At 66.3% G+C, this 19169-nt stretch carries 18 protein-coding genes; 7 read left to right on the top strand and 11 right to left on the bottom strand.

Translation table 11 applies throughout. The features are described 5' to 3' along the window. Positions 1-10: 10 nt before the first annotated feature. From ACUXUR_RS21525 to ACUXUR_RS21505, 5 genes are all read left to right on the top strand, one after another. Positions 11-1423 carry a multicopper oxidase family protein gene (locus ACUXUR_RS21525; RefSeq protein ID WP_445504403.1) on the top strand — a complete coding sequence of 471 codons (1413 nt, stop codon included), beginning with the start codon at positions 11-13 and terminating at the stop codon, positions 1421-1423. Between the two features lie 31 nt (positions 1424-1454). Continuing rightward, the gene (locus ACUXUR_RS21520; protein WP_445504402.1) at positions 1455-1943 is read left to right on the top strand and encodes a cupredoxin domain-containing protein; all 489 of its coding nucleotides are present in this window, start codon (positions 1455-1457) and stop codon (positions 1941-1943) included. 40 nt (positions 1944-1983) lie between these two features. Further along, positions 1984-2274 (top strand): copper-binding protein, encoded by a 291-nt coding sequence (locus ACUXUR_RS21515; protein WP_445504401.1) that lies wholly within the window; start codon positions 1984-1986, stop codon positions 2272-2274. 79 nt (positions 2275-2353) lie between these two features. Continuing rightward, complete coding sequence (locus ACUXUR_RS21510) at positions 2354-3328, top strand: copper-binding protein (RefSeq protein ID WP_445504400.1); 975 nt, start codon at positions 2354-2356, stop codon at positions 3326-3328. A gap of 77 nt (positions 3329-3405) precedes the next feature. After that, the gene (locus ACUXUR_RS21505) at positions 3406-5226 is read left to right on the top strand and encodes a DUF3141 domain-containing protein (RefSeq protein ID WP_445504399.1); all 1821 of its coding nucleotides are present in this window, start codon (positions 3406-3408) and stop codon (positions 5224-5226) included. Here ACUXUR_RS21505 and ACUXUR_RS21500 read toward each other — a convergent pair whose 3' ends face one another. From ACUXUR_RS21500 to ACUXUR_RS21480, 5 genes are all read right to left on the bottom strand, one after another. Next, on the bottom strand, positions 5227-5685 hold the full coding sequence (locus ACUXUR_RS21500) for a hypothetical protein (RefSeq protein WP_445504398.1): 459 nt from the start codon (positions 5683-5685) through the stop codon (positions 5227-5229). Positions 5686-5710: 25 nt separating this feature from the next. Next, a complete protein-coding gene (locus tag ACUXUR_RS21495; protein ID WP_445504397.1) occupies positions 5711-6025 on the bottom strand; it encodes a hypothetical protein in 315 nt (104 codons plus the stop codon). 107 nt (positions 6026-6132) lie between these two features. Beyond that, on the bottom strand, positions 6133-6909 hold the full coding sequence (locus ACUXUR_RS21490; RefSeq protein WP_445504396.1) for a glucose 1-dehydrogenase: 777 nt from the start codon (positions 6907-6909) through the stop codon (positions 6133-6135). Between the two features lie 10 nt (positions 6910-6919). Then, positions 6920-7795, bottom strand: a complete 876-nt coding sequence (locus ACUXUR_RS21485) for a DUF6448 family protein (protein ID WP_445504395.1) — start codon at positions 7793-7795, stop codon at positions 6920-6922. A 58-nt stretch (positions 7796-7853) separates the two neighbouring features. Then, positions 7854-8279, bottom strand: coding sequence for a hypothetical protein (locus ACUXUR_RS21480; protein ID WP_445504394.1), 426 nt, complete (start codon positions 8277-8279; stop codon positions 7854-7856). Between the two features lie 250 nt (positions 8280-8529). On the opposite strand from ACUXUR_RS21480, the gene ACUXUR_RS21475 reads away from it, so the two are divergent. Beyond that, positions 8530-8802, top strand: a complete 273-nt coding sequence (locus tag ACUXUR_RS21475; protein ID WP_445504393.1) for a hypothetical protein — start codon at positions 8530-8532, stop codon at positions 8800-8802. A 49-nt stretch (positions 8803-8851) separates the two neighbouring features. Here ACUXUR_RS21475 and ACUXUR_RS21470 read toward each other — a convergent pair whose 3' ends face one another. Genes ACUXUR_RS21470 through ACUXUR_RS21445 form a run of 6 tightly spaced genes read right to left on the bottom strand, consistent with a single transcriptional unit; the run spans position 8852 to position 17076 of the window. Beyond that, the gene (locus ACUXUR_RS21470; RefSeq protein WP_445504392.1) at positions 8852-10090 is read right to left on the bottom strand and encodes an efflux RND transporter periplasmic adaptor subunit; all 1239 of its coding nucleotides are present in this window, start codon (positions 10088-10090) and stop codon (positions 8852-8854) included. 3 nt (positions 10091-10093) lie between these two features. Beyond that, complete coding sequence (locus ACUXUR_RS21465; RefSeq protein ID WP_445504391.1) at positions 10094-12457, bottom strand: ABC transporter permease; 2364 nt, start codon at positions 12455-12457, stop codon at positions 10094-10096. Between the two features lie 4 nt (positions 12458-12461). Further along, positions 12462-13169: an ABC transporter ATP-binding protein gene (locus ACUXUR_RS21460; protein ID WP_445504390.1), complete on the bottom strand. Its 708-nt coding sequence runs from the start codon at positions 13167-13169 to the stop codon at positions 12462-12464. Between the two features lie 57 nt (positions 13170-13226). Then, on the bottom strand, positions 13227-14183 hold the full coding sequence (locus ACUXUR_RS21455) for a ribose-phosphate pyrophosphokinase (RefSeq protein WP_445504389.1): 957 nt from the start codon (positions 14181-14183) through the stop codon (positions 13227-13229). Then, positions 14180-15709, bottom strand: a complete 1530-nt coding sequence (locus ACUXUR_RS21450; RefSeq protein WP_445504388.1) for a thymidine phosphorylase family protein — start codon at positions 15707-15709, stop codon at positions 14180-14182. Before ACUXUR_RS21450 ends, ACUXUR_RS21455 begins: the two co-directional genes overlap by 4 nt. An 8-nt stretch (positions 15710-15717) precedes the next feature. Then, positions 15718-17076, bottom strand: coding sequence for an MBL fold metallo-hydrolase RNA specificity domain-containing protein (locus ACUXUR_RS21445; RefSeq protein ID WP_445504387.1), 1359 nt, complete (start codon positions 17074-17076; stop codon positions 15718-15720). Between the two features lie 214 nt (positions 17077-17290). On the opposite strand from ACUXUR_RS21445, the gene ftsH reads away from it, so the two are divergent. Further along, positions 17291-19141, top strand: coding sequence for an ATP-dependent zinc metalloprotease FtsH (ftsH, locus tag ACUXUR_RS21440; RefSeq protein WP_445504386.1), 1851 nt, complete (start codon positions 17291-17293; stop codon positions 19139-19141). Positions 19142-19169 lie beyond the last annotated feature (28 nt).

Below are 19169 nucleotides of genomic sequence, written 5' to 3'. Positions count from 1 at the left end.
GAGACACGCAATGACCGATCTCTCACGCAGGGGTTTTCTCGGCGCCGGAGGCTTGGCTCTCGCCGGTGCCTCCATGGTCAGCGGACGCACTCAGGCCGCGGGCCTGCCCGAGGCGCCGATCATGACCGAGGCCACCATGCAGCCGCCGCTCTACCCGAACAGCGGCCCGGACTACCAGCCGGTCGTCACCCTCAACGGCTGGACCCTGCCCTGGCGGCAGAACGGCGATTGGAAGGAGTTCCATCTCGTCGCCGAGCCCGTCGTGCGCGAGATGGCACCCGGCATGAAGGCGCACCTGTGGGGCTACAACGGTCAGTCGCCGGGACCGACCATTGAGGCGGTTCAGGGCGACAAGGTGCGCATCTTCGTCACCAACAAGCTGCCAGAGAACACGGCGGTGCACTGGCACGGCCAGCTCCTCCCGAACGGCATGGACGGGGTCGGCGGCCTGACCCAACCGCACATCCCGCCGGGCAAGACCTTCGTGTACGAGTTCATCTGCCAGAAGTCCGGCACCTTCATGTACCACCCGCACTCGGACGAGATGGTCCAGATGGCCATGGGCATGATGGGCTTCTTCGTCGTGCATCCGCGCGACCCGGCCGAGCGTCGCGTCGACCGCGACTTCGTGTTCCTGCTCAACGCCTTCGACATCGAGGCCGGCAGCTACGTGCCGAAGGTCAACACGATGCTCGACTTCAATCTCTGGTGCTGGAACTCGCGCGTGTTCCCGGGGATCGATCCGCTCGTGGTGCGCCAGGGCGACAAGGTGCGGGTCCGGTTCGGCAACCTGACGATGACCAACCACCCGATCCACATGCACGGCTACGACTTCAAGGTCACGGGCACGGACGGCGGCTGGGTACCGGAGGCGGCGCAATGGCCGGAGGTCTCCGTCGATGTGGCGGTCGGGCAGATGCGCGCCTTCGAGTTCGTGGCCGATGCGCCGGGTGACTGGGCGATCCACTGCCACAAGTCGCATCACACCATGAACGCCATGGGTCACGACGTGAAAACCTACATCGGCGTGAACATGAAGAAGACCGCGCCCGCCATGAAGAAGATCGCTCCGGGCTACATGCCGATGGGCTCGAACGGCATGGGCGAGATGGGGTCCATGGAGATGCCGCTCCCCGACAACACCCTGCCGATGATGACGGGCTTCGCCCAGTTCGGCCCCGTCGAGATGGGCGGCATGTTCTCGGTCGTGAAGGTCCGGCCGGGCCTTGCCCATGACGATTACAAGGATCCGGGCTGGTACAAGCATCCGGAGGGGACGGTCGCCTACGAGTGGACGGGCGAGAAGCTCGCCGAACCCGTTCGTGCACCCGCGCCCGACAGCGGCGTCGAGGCGGCGGAGTTCCACGCCGTCGATCCCCGCAAGCGCCCCGTCCGCACGGCGGGCGGCCATGACAATCACTGATCAAGACCAGAAACGGACGAAGGAGACATCGATGACGTTTCGCCTATCCATCCTTGCCGGTGCCGCGGCGTTGGCCCTCTCGGCGGGCTTGGCCCTCGCCAGCCCCGGTCCGGCCGGGCACAGCCACCGGACGTTCGCGGCCGGCGAGCCGGGCGACCCGAAGAAGCCCGTGGCCAAGACCATCGAGGTCTCCATGAAGGAGACCGACGACGCCAAGATGCTCTTCGAACCCAATCAGGTCGAGATCAAGCGCGGCGAACAGGTGAAGTTCGTACTCAGGAATCACGGCAAGACGGACCACGAGTTCATGCTCGACACCATCGAGCACAACGCCAAGCACAAGATCGCCATGGAGCAGAACCCGGACATGGAGCACGACGACCCCAACGGGAAGCGTCTGGCGCCGAAGGGTTCCAACGAGATCGTCTGGCGCTTCACCAAACCCGGCACCTTCGAGTTCGCCTGCCTGATTCCGGGCCATTACGAGTCCGGCATGCACGGCACCGTCGTCGTCAAGTGACGGCCCCCTCTCCCACCTCACCATCCGAAGGAGTATTGTTATGAAGCGTATCGCCATCAGCCTGATCGCCGCCCTGAGCCTCTCGGGCGCAGCCCTCGCCCAGAGCCTGCCGACTGTCTCCGGCACGGTCGAGAAGGTCGACACGGCCGCGGGCAAGATCACCATCGACCATGGCGCCATTCCGAACCTGAACATGGACGCCATGACGATGGTGTTCCGGGCCCAGGATCCGAACCTGCTCAAGGGCCTCAAGGCCGGCGACAAGGTGCAGTTCACCGCCGACCGGGTGAACGGCCAGATCTCCGTGACCTCGATCAAGAAAGGCTCGTAAGGCCTACGCCGCCCCGCAAACCGCGTCCGAGGGTCGCCGTTCCGCGGGGCAGCCATCCCGCTTCAAGAAAGAGACCGCCATGAAACGCCTGACCGTCACCCTCACTGTCCTTGGAGCCATCCTGGCTGGCGTCGCTATCGGCCCCGGCCAGATTGCGCATGCACAGCCCGCCAAAGGAGCGCAGGCGGCCTACGAGCGGGTCCGCGAGGTCATGGATGACCGCTTCAAGGATATGAGGCTCACGGGCGATCCTGACAGGGATTTCGCTGCGCTCGTCATCGCCCATCATGAGGACCTGATCTTCCTCGCTCGGACACAATTGGAGCATGGCGCCGACGAACAGCTCCGCCGGATGGCCCAGCAGTTCATCGATGAGCAGCAGAAGCAGGTTTCCGATCTCAAGGATTGGCAGGTCCGCAACCGCCAGGCGGATTACCGCGCCAAGGCGGACCAGCCGCCGCACGGCTCCGGGCCGCTGGACCGAACGACCGCGTCCGCCCCGGAGGTCCAGGCCGCCGCTCCGGCGCAACCCGCCGCGCAGGCTCCCGCCAGCCCACTCCCCACGGTCTCGGGCACCGTCGAGAAGGTCGATGCAGGCGCCGGCAAGATCACGCTCGATCACGGCCCGATCCCGAACCTCAACATGGATGCCATGACGATGGTGTTCCGCGCCCAAGACCCTGCCCTGCTCCTGGGAGTGAAGGAAGGTGACAAGGTGCGGTTCCAGGCCGACCGCGTGAATGGGCAGATCTCCGTCGTGAGGATCGAGACGGGCCGAACCCAAGCGGCTCCATCACAGGCTCCTGCCCAGCCCGCAGCCGCTGCGAATTTGCCGATGGTGACCGGCACGGTCGAGAAGGTGGATCCGAGTGCCGGCAAGATCACCATCGATCACGGGCCGATCCCGAACCTCAACATGGACCCGATGACGATGGTGTTTCGCATCCAGGATCCAGCAGTTCTCAAGGGCGTGAAAGCCGGCGACAAGGTCCGGTTCCAGGCGGACCGCGTCAATGGGCAACTCAGTGTCGTCAGGATTCAGAGGGGAAAGTAGCGCACGGCAGCGCTCGTTGATCCCAATCAAGGGACCCCGGGGCAGATCGGCTACGGCTTCGACGAGAGGAGAGCGCGATGGCATCCACCCAGCCGAAATCGGCTGCCCCCTCAGCCACGCGGAAGCGCCGGGCACAGATTCAGGTTGTGAGTAGCCTCCAGGCCGGGGCCGAGCAGCACGCTCCGTCCGAACCCACCCGGCCCCGCCGCCCGGCATCCTCCGACACCGCGACCGCTCCGGCGGATCCTGTGACCACATTCGGGGATCTTGCCGCCTATGTCAGGGACGCCGCCGAACGCTCGATCCTGTTCTGGGACACGCTCCGGCAGCGGGCCGACAACATGCTGGCGCACGAGCGGGCCGGAAAGCCGCCGCTCCTCGACTTCGATTACGAGGTTGTCCTCGATGCCCGCCGCCTCGAACGTCCGACGAACTATTCCCTCCTGCGGATTACCCGCGTTGGTGAAGATTGTCTGGAGGATTGCCTCGACGCCGCAAAGCCCCCGGTCGTCGTGTTCGACCCGCGCGCCGGGCATGGGCCGGGCATTGGCGGCTTCAAGCGCGACTCGGAGGTCGGCCTGGCGCTGCGAGCGGGACATCCGGTGTACTTCGGGGCTTTCGGGCCGGAGCCTGTCCCCGGGCAGACCCTGCTCGATGTCCTCGGTACGCTCCGGCGCTTCGTCCAAGAGGTTTCCGGTCGCCACAACGGGCAGGCGCCGATCCTGTACGGAAACTGCCAGGCCGGATGGGCGATCACGATCCTGGCGGCCGACTGCGCCGGTCTCGTCGGGCCGGCCGTCCTCAACGGCTCGCCCCTGTCCTACTGGGCCGGGGAATCCGGCATCAACCCGATGCGGATCGCCGGCGGCTTCGTCGGCGGCGCGTGGCTCGTCCACCTGCTCGCCGATCTCGGCCAGGGACGCTTCGACGGCGCCTGGCTCGTCCAGAACTTCGAGAACCTCAAGCCGGAGGCGATCTGGGAGAAGTATGCCAACCTGTTCGCCCACATCGAGAGCGAGCGCGAGCGGTTCCTGGAGTTCGAGCGCTGGTGGAACGGCTTCTATTTCCTGAGCCGCGAGGAGATCCTCGCCGTCGTCGAGAATCTGTTCGTCGGCAACCGCCTCGAGCAGGGCCTGGTACAGGTCTGTCCCGGGTGCCATATCGACCTGCGCCGGATCCGGAACCCGCTGGTGATCTTCGCCTCCTATGGCGACAACATCACTCCGCCCCACCAGGCGCTGGGCTGGATCCCGGTGGTGTATGCCTCCACCGAGGACCTCAAGCAGGCTGAGCAGCGGATTGTCTACCTGACCAACCCGCACGTTGGGCATCTCGGGATCTTTGTCTCCGCGAAGGTGGCGAATTTGGAGCATCGCGCGATTCTGGAGAGCCTGCCGAGGATTGAGGCGTTGGCACCCGGCCTTTACGAGATGAAGGTCGCTGGTTCGGCGGAGGTCACGTTCGAGGAGCGGCGCGTCGAGGATCTGCGGTTCGACTACCCACGGACCTCCTTCGAGCGCGTCCGAGAAATCTCCGAGGCGACCGAGCAGGCCTACCGGACCTTCGTCAGCCCCTGGGTGCAGGCCGCGGTAACGCCGTGGTCCGCGGCGGCCTGCGAGTGGATGCATCCCATGCGGGTGAGCCGTTACATGTTTGCCGCGTCCGTCAGTCCCTGGATGAAGGCTGTTGAAGCCCTTGCCTCTCCCGTCGACGAGCGGCACCGGCCCCTTCCCGATGACAACCCGTTCAAGGCGGCCGAGGCCGCTTGGTTCGAGGACGTCACCCGGGTGATCGAGGCTAACCGGAAGATCCGGGATGCCTGGGAGGAACGCGCGTTCGATCTGGCCTACGGACGCCCAAGAGTCGTGCTTTCGGAGGAAACGATGCCTGGCCCTTGATCAGTCCTCACGGGATGCCGCCCCTGGCAGAGGTTCGGGCGGCCACAGATGGACGATCTTGCCACGGGTCTGGCCCAGCCAGAATTGACCCGCACCGACCGGGCCGATCTCGATGCAGATCTCATCCGCCTCGGGCGATCGGACGATCACCTCCACGAGGCTCAGCAGCCAGTTGTCGTCAGGGGTGCGCGGCTCGAACCGGATGTAGGTGGGAAACTTGTAGACGTTCAACGTATCCAGTTGCGGGCTGCGCGGGTCGTTGAACTCGGCGTCGGGAACCGAGGCGCCCTCACCGAACATGTAGGTGCCGTCGTCTTCGTGCCTGAGTTGGCCCCTGCCATCCCCGACGGCAAACTCGCGCCCGGCGATCCCGAGGAAGATGTCCCCTTCCGATCCGCCAGGCCGTCCGGAGGCGGAGGCGGTCACCAGCCGGAGCTGGATTTGCGTAATGTCGGCCATGGCGGCTCCTCCCCGTCGGGGTGCTTCAGTAGCAATGCACGTGGGTCCAGATGTAGCCGCATTGGCCGCCCCCTCTCCCGTACCGGATGAAGGTCTCGCAAGATCCGGTCTGGTTGGGCTTCTTGCACAGGCTCTGGCAGACGTATTCGGAACTGTAGCCCTGGTGCCCCGCCGTCTCGCAGGCGAAGAACGTCTGATCGGGGGTGACGCTCTGGTCCCGGCACTGCTTCTCGTCCTGCCCCCAACAGACGTTGTATTGCTCTACCTGCGCACGTGCCCCGGACGGAATGGCCATCCCGAGACCGATCCAAAAGCCTATCACAGTGTGCCGGATCCGCATGGTCCACCTCCATGGTGCGCAGCGCTGCTCTCTCAAGGCTCCGTCCCTGCCGCCGCGAACCCTAAGGTCAGAACCGGACCTTCCGGCGACCTCCGACCAAGATAAGTTCACTGGATGGTATAGCCACCATCAATGACCAGTCCGGCGCCTGTCATGAACTTGGACTCGTCCGAGGCAAGATAGACCACACCATAGGCAATGTCGTCCGGCTCCCCGATATGACCGAGCGGGTGCAGGGCGTCTGCGGCCCCGCGGCCCTCTTCCACATCTCCATGCTGAGCCAGGTAGTTCTCCACCATCGGCGTCCAGATGTACCCGGGGTGGATGGAATTCACCCGGATGTTCAAGCCGGCTTTGGCGCAGTAGAGCGCGACCGATTTGGTGTAGAGCCGAACCCCGCCCTTCGAGGTGCAGTAGGCGCCGAGATCGGGAATGCCAATCATGCCGGCGATCGAGGACAGGTTGATGATCGCACCGCCGGGCGGCGTTCGCGCCTTCATGGTCCGGATCGCATGCTTCGTCCCCAGGAAAACCCCTTCCAGGTTGACGCTCATCAACCGGCGCCAGTGCTCGAGCGTTTCCTCCTCGGGAGGACAGCCATCGGCAACGCCCGCGTTGTTGACCAGAACATCGAGACGGCCGAACCGACCCAGCGTCTCTGCCATGACCTGCTGCCACTGCGGCTCGCTGGAGACGTCGTGGTGCAGGTAAAGCGCCTCACCGCCGACCTCACGGATCGATAGAGCCGCCGCTTCGCCTTCGGCATCCCTGATGTCGGTGAGCACGACTTTGGCTCCCTCGCGCGCCAACATCATTGCGGAGGCGCGGCCGAGACCGAGGGCGGCGCCGGTTACAATCACGACTTTATCGGCAACTCGGTTCATGGCAGGGCTCCTAATGTCTGCAGGCTTCGGCGGCGGCCGGTCCTGCCGCGTGACCGCTGCCTTTCGTCGCCAAGTAGATCGCCTCCACGTAGCCGATGAACCCGAGTTCCTCTTGGACATGCTCACGGGCTGCGGGCACCTCCGCCGCACCCGTCGGCTCCTTGGGCTTGTCGCCGGCCGCGTGGGCAAAGCGCTCGCGCACGCCGTGCTCGATCTCGCGCGAGAGGAACTCCAGGAGCGGCTCGACCTTGCCGGTGGCCAGCGCCTGCTCGGCGGCGGGGATCGCCGGGCCGAAATCGGTGTCCGCCGGCTTGAGGCCGGTGTAGGGCGCGCCCTCCCCCGCCCGGTGCAGCCGCACGGCTGTCTCCATGAAGAAGCGGTCGGCGAGCGCCTTGGCGTCAGGCCCGCCGGCCCGCACGGTCATGGCCTGCGTGAAGGTGGCCGTCAGCTCCGGCTCGGCGGAGGCCGGGACATAGGGCAGGACGGCATGGACGTTGTTGGTGTCGAGCGCCCGTACGGCTGCCGTGGTCACGGGACCGCCGATAGCGTCACAATGGGCTTGGGCGGTTCCTCCGAGGACCAGGCTCGCCCCGACCGCCGCCGCAAGCAGAATTGCCTTTGGCATGATCTCATCCCCCGGTTTCGACGGTGACGGGTCGACACAGCATGTCGTGGCCGCCGCCTTGTTACGCCCGCGCGAATCCCGGGCCGCCGCGAATAGCCCCCAGACGACCATTGCGGGACAGGCGAGGAGCAATGCGGCGACGAGGGCGGTCCACACCGACAGGCCGAACAGCATCAACACCGCCGCGGCAAGCAGCAGCGCGAGGGCAGGACACATCCAGGCGTGGTTCCGGCTCAATGCGGAGAACCTAGTTTCAGGCATGGGCTTGCCTCCTCCCCGTCCACTCCTGGATCACGCCGGACCGGACCTCGTGACGGGTCTAGGGGGCCTGGCTCACGTACGTGAATTGCGCGGCCTCCGGTGAACCGGCACCGGGGCGACGGATCTCGACGGCGATGGTGTACCGGTCGTTGCCCGACATCGGAACGAACCCGCCGTAGGTAACGGTGCCGGCGATCTGCATGGGGTCGAGCCGCACCCGGGTCGTGCCCACGTGGCCGAGGCCGGACACGACCGCCGTGACGTCCGCGTTCTCGATCCGGGCCCCGCTCGCCTTGTCGAAGACGGCGACCACGATGTGCTGGTCCCCGGCCGACGGCGCCCCGCCGTGCATGGATGCCTCGGCGTGACTCGGCGGATGGCCACGAATGAGCTGCGCCGGCATCACCCCCAGGTACACGACCAGGTCGGAGGTCTCCTGCGAGGGGGAAAGCACCTGTGCGTGGACCGGATGCGGCTGGGACACGGTGACAACCGCTGCCGCGAGAAGCGGAGCGGAATGGGACAGGAACCGTGAGACGACCGTCGGGAGATGCCTTGATGCCGACATCGCAAGCTGCCTCTCCACATGGCACCCATAGAATACAGCAATCGACCGGCAAGTGCTTGAAGAATATCAATTCACGTCATCGAAACATCGGCCCACCGACGCCGGCGGTGCTATCATGCATCAGGTTGCAGTTGCCCTGAACTGCGCTCAATCGGGAGGGTCCGACATGATGTTCGGCTCTGACATGATGATGGGGTCTTGGACGATGATGGGACCATGGACTTCCTTGCACTGGGTCGTCCTCGTGGTCCTTGCGGCGCTGGTTCTTTATCCGACAGGCCGCATCCTCCAGCGGATGGGGTTCTCGCCGTTCTGGTCGGTGATCGCGCTCGTTCCGCTGGCGAACCTCATCGGCCTGTGGGTCGTCGCAATGGTGCCATGGCCCCAAGGCCGCGAGATCGACGGCCCTGACGGCACGAGGACGCCGCGAGCGGTGTAGTTCCCCTCTCGCCGGTCGGCTCGTCCATCATGTCTCCTTCGATGCTCCCTCATCGGGCATCGCGTTCCGAGACGGCCACTCCGTCCCTGATCCGGTCGCTCGGATGCAGCACGACCGAATCCCCGGCCGACAGCCCGGACAGAACCTCGGCCTGGCGGCTGTTGCGGTGCCCGATCCGGACAGGAGCGGTGCGGGCCCGGCCGTCCTTTACGGTGAACACCGCCCATTCCTCCCCGCTTCGGAACAGGGCGCTGACAGGCACCGTCAGAACGTTGTCGGCGCCCCATGTCGTCACATGGACCACGACACGGAAGTCATGCCCGAGGGCGCTCCACGCCTCGGGCGGATCGACGAAGTCGATCACGGTGCTCACCCGCTGTTCCTCGATGCCGAGCGCCGAGACCTTGACGAAGCCGGCCGGATCGACTCGCGTCACCCGTCCGCGCAGCGGTGGCCCGCCCCAGCCGTCGATCCGCACCGGCGCTCCTGGCTTCACCTGCACCGCGTCCGTCGAAAGCAGATCCGCCGCCACTTCGAGATCGCGCGGATCGCCGATGTCGAGCAAAGGCGTCCCAGGCAGAACCACCGCTTCGCTCTCCTGGATGATTTTGAGAATGCGCCCTGTCACGGGGGCCCGGACCTCGATGCAGCAGTTCGGGTTCGTCGGCTCCGATGCGCCTGAGGGATCGATCAGCCGCGCGGCTGCAACTGCCTGCTCGCTGCGGCGGACATCGAGCTGGGCCTCCGCGCTCGCGAGGGCCGCCTCGTTGGTGTCGACGTCGAATTGGGCCTTGTCCAATGCCCGAGACGAGATCGCGCCCGTGCGGACCAGCGTCTGGGCCCGCCGGAGCTCGTCGCGGGAAAAGTCGAGCGCGGCCTCGATCCGGCGCACCTCCGCCTCCGCCAGCTTCACGGCCGCGTCAGCCGCCGTGACCGCCGCCTGCAACTCCTCGCGCGATCGGATGTCGAGAAAGCTCGGCAGGGTCGGCTGCATGACGGCCACGACCGTCTCACCTGCGGTGACCTGATCGCCGACGTGGAGGGAGGTCTCGTGATGCCCGGCGGGATGGGAGATGCGCAGGACCCTCCCGGCCACGGGCGCGGAGACAGTGTAGATGTGGCGCACGCGCGTCCGGGCGTCGTCATCGACCGTCACCTCCATCGGCCCGAGCATCGCCCGTGCGAGATCCACGGGAATCGGGCGAGGCCACGCGAACCATCCGATCCCGGCCGCCGCCCCTGCAAGGATCAGTGTTCCGGCCACCCGTTTGAGCCAAATCCCGCGCATGGCCTAATCCCGCGTCTTGAGAACGGCCACGAGGTCGAGCCGGTGGACGCGGCGGCGAACAACGAGAGCGGACAGAACGGCCGCGGCCAGCACGACCGCACTGGCGAGCACATAGGTGGAGTTCTCCACCACCAGGCGGACCCGCATCAGCTCGCCGGCCAGGTTCGTCTTCATGATCCACGCCAAGCCGTAGCCCATCATCCACCCCGGGACCTGCGCGACCAGCGTCAGCAGGGCCAGCTCGAAGAACAGGATACGCAGGACCTCCCCCCGGGTGAAGCCGAGGACGCGTAGGCTTGCCAGCTCGCGCGCCCGCTCCGAGAGCGAGATCCGGGCGCTGTTGTAGACGACCCCGAACGCGATGATGGCGGCCAGCCCGGTGTAGATGCTGGCCATCGTGGTCACGAGCACGGCCAGCGATGCGCGGAAGTTCGCAAGCGAAACGCGTTGGAGCGCCAAGCCGCTGACCGACGGCAGCTCCTTGATGGTGTCGTAGAGGGCATCGAGCCGGCTCTCGTCCAGCGCCAGGTGGACGCTGTTGACGACCGGCGCCTCCCGCATCAGCTGCGACAGGGCGTCGGCGTTCATCATGCCCCTGATGCCGAAGTAGTCCTCGACCAGGGAAGCAACGGGCAGGGTCACCGTCCTGCGCTGGCCGTCGAGCAGGTCGACTTCGACATCATCGCCCACCTGCACGCCGAGAATCTGCGCCAGCATGGCGGAGATCGCCAGCCCGCTCTCCGGCAGCACCACGGGACGCAGGTTCTCATCGATGATCCGGCTGAGATCCGCATCGGCCGGCCGGCCGCTGATCATGATCCGGCGCTCGACATTGCGGTGCCTGATCCGCACGGGCACCTCACGGTACGGTTCGGCCGTGATCACGCCGGGCAGACCGGCGACCTGATACACCACGTCCCGCGGACGCTTCTCCGTGAAGCTCACCGTCGCGTCCTGGCGATCGGCCATGAAGTACGTGACGTCGATCAACTGCTCCATGGTGTCCCGGGTGAAGAGCGACACGATCAGGATCGCGGTGGCAAGCGCCATCCCCAGCACGGTGAACCCCGCGCGGAAGGGATGGTGGGCGATGCCCCGCAGCATCATGATGGCCGGCTGCGACAGCAGGCGGTTCATCCGGAAATTGAGAGGGAGCAGATGCCTGAACTGCGGCGGAGCGGGCGGCTGCATCGCGACCGCCGGTGCCAAGGCGACGACACCCCGGAGGGCTCGGGCAGCGCCCAGGGTCCCGGCGGCGAGGCTCGCCACGGCCGCCATGAGATAGACGTCGGGGCTCTTGCTGAAGAGGAGAAACGGAAAGCGAAAATAGTCGCCGAACAGGCTGGTGATGAGGCTCCCGAGCCAAGTCCCGACGAGACTGCCGATGACGATCCCGATCAGGACAAGAGCCAGGACGAACTTGAGGTAGTGCGACGCGATCGCGAGATTGCCGTAGCCCAATGCCTTGAACAGCCCGACCTGCTCGCGTTCGAGCGCTACCAGGCGGTCGAGGGTCAGGTTGACCAGGAACGCCGCCACCAGCAGGAAGATCGGCGGCAGGGTGCGGCTCATGTTGTTGAGCATGTCGAGCTCGTGGTCGAGGAAGGCGTGCGAGGTCTGGTCATTGCGCCCATAGGCCGCTTGGCCGCCGTAGCGGTCCAGCAACGCGTCGAGGCGGAGGAGCACCTCCCGTTCGGAGGCATTCCGCAGCAGTTTCGCGGCGACCGAGGAGAATGCGCCGTCGAGATCGAAGGCGCCAGCCAGCGCCTTCTCCGGCATCCACACGATGCCGAAGCGGCGGTCGTCCGGCATAATGTCGCCGGGGCCGATCGCGTAGATGAACTCGGGCGACAGCGCGATCCCGACCACAGTAAGCTCGCGCTTGCGGCCGTTCAGGATTGCCGAGAAGCGCGCCCCGGGGACGAAGCCGTGGGCATTCGCGAAGCTCTCGCTGATCGCGACCTCCTCGACACTCCCGGGCTCCGGCAGCCGTCCGGACCGGACATAAAGCTGATCGAGATGGGACCTGCCGGGCTCCGGCAGCGAGATGAACTGGCCGGTCGCGGGCTCGCGGAAGCCCGGAATGTCGAGCAGGGCGAGCTTGGCGATGCGCGCGTCAACGGCAGCGACACCGGGGATCTCAGCAATTTGAGCCGCCAAGCTCATGGGAGCCCGCCGCACCGAGGCGAACACGTCGGCGAACTGGTAGCGTTCATAGTAGGCCGTGCGGGTCTCGTCGAGCGAGCGGTAGGAGCCCACGGACATCACGAGCGTGGCGACAGCGCCGGCAATCACGAGCGCGATGGCGAGCGCCTGGGCCCAGAGCCGTCGGAGATCTCGGAACAGCTTGATGTCGAGCGCCCGCATCGGATCACCAGGTAAGCTCGGCCGCCGCCCGGCGGGTCTCGTTCCTGACCTCCCGGGAGATCTGACCGTCGGCGAAGAAGAACACGCGGTCGGCGACCTCCTGGATGCCGGCGTTGTGCGTGATGATCAGGGTCGTGGTCCCGAGCTGGGCGTTGATGCCCAGCAGGGCCTCGATCACCCGGATGCCGGTCCTAGAGTCCAGGGCGCCGGTCGGCTCGTCGCACAGCAGCACCTCCGGCCGCTTGGCGATGGCCCGGGCGATGGCGACGCGCTGCTGCTCGCCGCCCGAGAGCTGGGCGGGAAAGTGATCCATCCGTGCTTCGAGCCCGACCAGCGCGAGGGCCTCCTCGGGGCGCATGGGGTTCTCGGAGATCTCGGTCACCAGCGCGACGTTCTCGTAGGCCGTGAGGCTCGGGACGAGGTTGTAGAACTGGAACACGAAGCCGACATGGCGCCGGCGGTAGGCGGTCAGGCCGCGGTCGTCAAGCGTGGTGAGATCGAGGTCCTTGAAGAACAATCGGCCGCTCGTGGCCTGGTCGAGCCCACCCATGATGTTGAGCAACGTGGACTTGCCGCTGCCGGAGGGTCCGAGCAGGACGACCACCTCTCCGGCCGCGATCTCGAAGCTGACGCCCCGCAAGGCACGCACCTCGACTTCGCCGGTCCGGTAGATCTTTGTCAGGTCCTGTGCAGTGAAGACGCTCCCGTCCATCGCAGCCTTCGTTCCCGGCCCGCACTGGTTTCGGGCCGGATGTCTGAATGTCCTCAGTCACCTGCCTCCACGGCAGTCCGGCACGGCCCGCCCCAGCCGTGGACCTTGAGCCTGTCCTCCCCGTGTCGCGGCATAGAGGTCCTGGGCCAGATTGGCCAGCAGCGGTGCGACATCGATCGCGTTGGATTGGTGCGGAACCGCGTTGGTCGTGGCGACCAAGGCGGCAACATCCTGGAGCGCCGCGTAAACTCCATCGGCAAAAATGGCATGCACGGCGACGCAGACGGGCGCCGCTAGGCCCTGCTCCTTGAGCTGCCTTGCAGTCTCCAGCATCGTCTGGCCCGACGAGATGATGTCGTCGACGAGCACGGGCGTCTGATCGGAGACTTCCCCGAGATCAGGGACGGTGATTTCAACATCGCGGTCGCCGCGACGCTCCTTGCGGAGAACCCGGAAAGGGGCACCCGCGCGTGTTGCGACCTCCGCGACCCATTGTTCACTTTCGACGTCGGGGCCGATGATGAGTGGGCGTTGCACGTTCGCCCGGATCCAGTCTGCCATAAACGGTGCCGCATGTCCGACGCGATTGGGGATCAGGTAGAGCTCATCGAGGATCTTGTGGCGATGGAGGTGCGGATCGATGGTGACAAGCCAGTCGATCCCGGACGAGAGCAGCCGTGCGAAGGTGGTGGAGGTTACCGCTTCGCCCTCGTGGAAGCGTTTATCCTGGCGCATATAGGCGAGATAAGGCGCGACGAGGCCCACGCTCGCCGCGCCCAAATCATGTGCGGCCGCAGCCGCGAACGCGAGCGAGAGGAATTTCGGGTCGGGACGGTCCAGCGTGCAGACGAGGATCAGCGACCGTCCTTTTGGGTCGACCCTGAAGCGGACGTAGGTTTCTTCATCCGGGAAACGGCGGGTCTCAAGCGTTCCCAGGTCGGCATCAAGCCGGTGTGCGAGCAATTGGGCCAGCGCCTCGTTCCCCGGCAATGCCATAACCAGAACGTCGGTCATGCCTCGACCCCGATGATGGCGCTCGAGGATGCCGCGTAGTCGAGCGCATAATTCAGTTCGCCCACGGTCTCTGCATGCAGGGTGCACAGGGGCTCTCCGGCCCGAACCTCGTCTCCCAGACGAACATGAAGCTCGACGCCGGCCGCCTTCCCTTCCGGTGCGCCCGCCAGTTTTGCCAGTTTGGCGATCTTGCGGTTGTCGACGAGACTGATCCGGCCGCTCGCCTGGGCAAGCAGGGGCCGCTGCTGGCTCGCAACAGGCGGCGTCCTCAAGCCGCCCTGTGCCTCGCAGATGCGCTGAAACTTCGCCCAGGCGCGGCCGTCGTCGACCGTGCGCCCCGCCAGGAACGCCCCTTGGCCATGCGGTGCCCGTCCGCCGAGCTCCAACAGTGCGCCGGCCAGGGCGCACGCCCGCAGCTTGAGATCCTCCGGAGCATGCGCCGTCTGCCGGAGCACGGCCAGGACATCCCGGGCCTCGAGAGCGGGCCCGATGCCCCGCCCGACCGGCTGCGTTCCGTCCGACAGGACGACGGTGGTGGTCAGGCCGAACAGGCTGGCGACATCGGACAGGCGACGCGACAGCGCCTGGGCGGCCTCCGCGCTCCGCACCTTCGCCGTGGGGCCGACGGGCATGTCGAGCACCAGATGCGACGCGCCCGCCGCGATCTTCTTGGAGAGGATGGACGCGACCAGTTGCCCCTCGCTGTCGATGTCGAGCGCCCGCTCGACCTGGATCAGGATGTCGTCGGCCGGGCTCAGGCGCACGGAGCCGCCCCAGACGATACAGCCGCCTTCCCGCTCCACGACGCGCCGCATCGCCGGAATGTCCAGGTCGACGGGCGCCATCGTCTCCATGGTGTCGGCGGTCCCCGCCGGCGACGTGATCGCCCGGGACGAGGTCTTTGGCATGGTGAGTCCATGCGCCGCCACGATCGCGACGATGATCGGGGTCGTTCGGTTGCCGGGCAATCCGCCGACCGAGTGCTTGTCGAGGATCGGTCCGTTCGGCCAGTTCAGGCGGTCCCCGACGTCGACCATGGCACGGGTGAGCGCCACCGTCTCGCCCTCGTCGAGCGGCCGCGCGGCGCAGGCAGTGATGAAGGACGACAGCTCGACGTCGGAATATCGCCCCTTCACCACATCGCCGATGATCGCGTGCAGAGCGGGTTCATCCAAGCGGCCGCCGTAGATCCGTCGCCGCACGCTGTGCAGGGACTCCACGGGATCGGGATGGCGGACCAGGATCGGCTCGCCCTCCGCCAGGCCGAGACGCTGCCATGCGGCTTCGGACAAGCCCGCCTCGTCGGGGGCGAGCAAATCCGCCGACACTTGATAGAGGGTCGCGATCGCCTCTCGGTCCCCGGCCTGGAGCAGAACCCGGGAGCGTGGCGCGAGCCCCTCCGAACGGCAGACATGGCAGTCGGTGCGCATGAACACCACGGCCTCCTGATGCGTGTGCACTCCCAGCCGCCTTGCTTTGAGCACGCTGGTTGCAACGTCGGAGCGCGAGGCGAGGGAGGCCTGCATGTTGGGGCTCATGTCAGATCCGCTCGTTCAAGGTGCTCGGGCACCGTGCAGGGCCAGCCCAACTCGTCCTGGATGCGCAGGCGCAGGGCGTCCGATGCGGAAGGTTCGCCATGGGTGATGAAGGTCATGCGTGGCGGTTGGCGGAAGTTGCGGAGCCACCGCAGGATCTCGTCGGCATCGGCGTGGGCGGACAGCATTGAGAGATTCTGCACCTCGGCCCGCACGGGAATGTACGCACCGTGGATCTTGATGGTCCCCGCGCCGGCAACCATGGCCGCCCCTCGCGTTCCGACCGCCTGGAACCCGGCGAACAGGATCGTGTTGCGCGGATCGGGCGCATAGCGTTTCAAATGGTGCAGGACGCGCCCTCCGGTCGCCATGCCGCTTGCCGAGACGATCACCTTCGGCACAGGGTTCTCGTTCAGCGCCTTGGATGCCTCGACGGTCCGCACGTAAGTGGCAATCCCGCAAGCCGCCCGGCATTCGGCGGCCGACAGCTTCTGATCCTCCATGTGATTGCAGAGGATCTCGCTCGCATCTGCGGCCATCGGGCTGTTGAGAAAGATCGGGACGTTCGCCAATCGACCTGCCGCCTTCAGCCGCTCTAGATGGTACAGGAGCGCTTGAGCGCGCCCGACCGCAAAGGCCGGAATGATGACGGTGCCGCCCCGGTTCACCGTGCGCTCGATGACATCGCCCAATACCGTCTGCACGTCGTCGGTCCCATGGCGGCGATCGCCGTAGGTCGATTCCACGACGATGTAGTCGGCTTCCCCGATTGGGGTCGGGTCGACCATCATAGGGTCATTGTAGCGCCCGAGATCGCCCGAGAAGACGAGCTTCGTACCGTTCCACTCGCATTCGACACAGGCGGCCCCGAGGATGTGGCCGGCCCGGCTGAACCGAACCCGGACACCGTGTGGGAGCTCGCGCCATTCGCCGAACGCCACCGGGGACAGAGACTCGAGAGCCCGTTCGGCATCCTCGGCGGTATAGAGAGGAAGAGCGGGCTTGTGCTTCGAGAACCCACGCCGGTTCGCGTACTCGGCGTCCTGCTCAAGGAGGCGGGCGCTGTCCCGCAGCAGGATTTCACAAAGATCCTTCGTCGCGCTCGAGCAATGAACGGGACCCGAGAACCCGTCCCTGACCAGCGCCGGCAAGTAGCCGGAATGATCGAGGTGGGCATGAGTGAGGATGACGGAAGAGATGCCCTGGGGCTGGACCGGGAAAGGTGCCCAGTTGCGGAGCCGAAGTTGCTTCAGTCCCTGGAACAGCCCGCAGTCGACCAGAATTCTGCGGTCCTCCCGCTCCAGGAGATATCGCGAGCCGGTGACCGTACCGGCGCCACCCAGGAAGGAAAGTCTCATCGGCACCAATCCCTCTTGTATATTCTACATGCATCCGAGCTTCCGATACAGGGCGCATCCGCGGTGACTTGGCCTTGATCTGGCGCAATCGCCCGCCCGTTTCGGCAGCGACAACTGCGGCGCCTGCTTTGATCCGGGTCAATGTCAGGTATGATTGGCCAAGCCATTGTCGCTCACGCCCGCCGGAGAGCTGGCGCTGTTCGGGAGAGGCGGGATGCAGATCAAACGCGAGCACCAGATCAACTTCTGGTACATCATCGCCGCCATGATGGCCGTGTTCCTGTTCCAGGACCTGCTCGGCCAGTTCGGGCACAGCCGCGTGATCCCCTACGGCGAGTTCCAGAAGCTGGTGTCCGAACGCAAGGTGACGGACCTGGTGGTCGGCCCCACCGAGATCTCCGGAACCTTCACGGAGCCGGCCCAGGACGGCGTGAAGCACTTCTCGACCGTCCGGGTGCCTGATGACATCGCCGAGAAGCTGCAAGCCGCAGGAATCCCGTTCTCCGGTCAGCCCGCTCCCGGCCTGCTCCAGTCCTTCCTGAGCTGGCTCCTGCCGACCATCGGCTTCGTGATGCTCTGGATGTTCCTCGTTCGGCCGATGGCCATGGGCGGCCAGGCCGGAGGCCTCCTCTCCATCGGCAAGTCCCGCGCCAAGGTCTATGTCGAGACCGACACCAAAGTGACCTTCGCCGACGTGGCCGGGGTGGACGAGGCCAAGGAGGAGCTGAAGGAGGTCGTCCAGTTCCTGAAGGATCCCCAATCCTACGGCCGCCTCGGAGCCCACGTGCCCAAGGGGGTGCTGCTGGTCGGCCCGCCCGGGACCGGCAAGACGCTGCTGGCCCGCGCGGTCGCCGGCGAGGCCGGGGTCCGGTTCTTCTCGATCTCGGGTTCCGAGTTCGTCGAGATGTTCGTCGGCGTGGGCGCCGCCCGCGTCCGAGACCTTTTCGAGCAGGCCCGGCAGCAGGCGCCTGCCATCGTCTTCATCGACGAGCTCGATGCCCTCGGCCGGGCGCGGGGCGGCGTCTTCCTCGGCGGCGGGCATGACGAGAAGGAGCAGACCCTCAATCAGCTCCTGACCGAGATGGATGGCTTCGATCCGACCAGCGGCATCGTCCTGCTCGCGGCGACGAACCGCCCCGAGATCCTCGATCCCGCCCTCCTCCGGGCCGGGCGCTTCGACCGCCAAGTGCTCGTGGACCGCCCGGACAAGAAGGGCCGCATTGACATTCTTCGGGTCCATGTCAAGTGCGTGAAGCTGGCTTCGGGTGTGTCCTTGGAGGACGTCGCCGCCCTGACGCCGGGCTTCACCGGGGCCGACCTCGCCAATCTCGTCAACGAGGCGGCGCTGCTTGCCACCCGGCGCTCAGGCGAGGCTGTCACGCTGGACGACTTCACACAGGCGATCGAGCGGATCGTCGCCGGCCTCGAGAAGCGCAACAAGCTGCTCAACCCGCACGAGCGGAATGTCGTGGCCCATCACGAGATGGGGCATGCGATCCTCGCCATGGCCCTGCCCGGCGTCGATCCGGTCCAGAAGGTGTCGATCATCCCGCGCGGCATCGCGGCGCTCGGCTACACGATCCAGCGGCCGACGGAGGACCGCTTCCTGATCGGCCGCTCGGAACTCCTGAACCGAATGACCGTGCTTCTGGGCGGCCGTGCCGCCGAACGTCTGGTGTTCGGCGAGATCTCGACGGGCGCCGCGGACGATCTGGCCAAGGCGACCGAGATCGCCCGCAGCATGGTCACCCGGTTCGGCATGGATCCGGAGCTTGGGGAGGTTGCCTACGAGGCCGAGCGCTCCGCCTTTCTCACCCCCGCGCAGGAAACCGGCCTGGAGCCGCGCCGTTACGGAGAGGAGACCGCAGCCGCCATCGACGGGGCTGTTCGGAAGCTGATCGAGGAGGTCTCGACGCGTGCCGAGGCGATCCTTCTTCGCAATCGTGCTGTGCTCGACCGCGCAGCCCAGCTCCTGTTGAACAAGGAGACGCTGCAAGGCTCCGATCTTGAGGAACTCGCCGCCAGCGTGGCCCCTGAGGCTCCGGCCAAGCAGGCTGCCGAATGAGCAGGCGGGCTTGACCTTGCCATCATGG

The organism is Microvirga medicaginis (genome assembly GCF_052658925.1).
This window is presented reverse-complemented; position numbering and strand designations above follow the sequence as displayed.

Coding starts and splice junctions, on each gene's coding strand:
- ACUXUR_RS21520 (WP_445504402.1), top strand. CDS start 1,455: ATGACGTTTCGCCTATCCATCCTTGCCGGTGCCGCGGCGTTGGCCCTC.
- ACUXUR_RS21450 (WP_445504388.1), bottom strand. CDS start 15,709: ATGCAGGCCTCCCTCGCCTCGCGCTCCGACGTTGCAACCAGCGTGCTC.
- ACUXUR_RS21460 (WP_445504390.1), bottom strand. CDS start 13,169: ATGGACGGGAGCGTCTTCACTGCACAGGACCTGACAAAGATCTACCGG.
- ACUXUR_RS21475 (WP_445504393.1), top strand. CDS start 8,530: ATGATGTTCGGCTCTGACATGATGATGGGGTCTTGGACGATGATGGGA.
- ACUXUR_RS21485 (WP_445504395.1), bottom strand. CDS start 7,795: ATGCCTGAAACTAGGTTCTCCGCATTGAGCCGGAACCACGCCTGGATG.
- ACUXUR_RS21490 (WP_445504396.1), bottom strand. CDS start 6,909: ATGAACCGAGTTGCCGATAAAGTCGTGATTGTAACCGGCGCCGCCCTC.
- ACUXUR_RS21505 (WP_445504399.1), top strand. CDS start 3,406: ATGGCATCCACCCAGCCGAAATCGGCTGCCCCCTCAGCCACGCGGAAG.
- ACUXUR_RS21515 (WP_445504401.1), top strand. CDS start 1,984: ATGAAGCGTATCGCCATCAGCCTGATCGCCGCCCTGAGCCTCTCGGGC.
- ftsH (WP_445504386.1), top strand. CDS start 17,291: ATGCAGATCAAACGCGAGCACCAGATCAACTTCTGGTACATCATCGCC.
- ACUXUR_RS21495 (WP_445504397.1), bottom strand. CDS start 6,025: ATGCGGATCCGGCACACTGTGATAGGCTTTTGGATCGGTCTCGGGATG.
- ACUXUR_RS21455 (WP_445504389.1), bottom strand. CDS start 14,183: ATGACCGACGTTCTGGTTATGGCATTGCCGGGGAACGAGGCGCTGGCC.
- ACUXUR_RS21465 (WP_445504391.1), bottom strand. CDS start 12,457: ATGCGGGCGCTCGACATCAAGCTGTTCCGAGATCTCCGACGGCTCTGG.
- ACUXUR_RS21500 (WP_445504398.1), bottom strand. CDS start 5,685: ATGGCCGACATTACGCAAATCCAGCTCCGGCTGGTGACCGCCTCCGCC.
- ACUXUR_RS21525 (WP_445504403.1), top strand. CDS start 11: ATGACCGATCTCTCACGCAGGGGTTTTCTCGGCGCCGGAGGCTTGGCT.
- ACUXUR_RS21445 (WP_445504387.1), bottom strand. CDS start 17,076: ATGAGACTTTCCTTCCTGGGTGGCGCCGGTACGGTCACCGGCTCGCGA.
- ACUXUR_RS21470 (WP_445504392.1), bottom strand. CDS start 10,090: ATGCGCGGGATTTGGCTCAAACGGGTGGCCGGAACACTGATCCTTGCA.
- ACUXUR_RS21510 (WP_445504400.1), top strand. CDS start 2,354: ATGAAACGCCTGACCGTCACCCTCACTGTCCTTGGAGCCATCCTGGCT.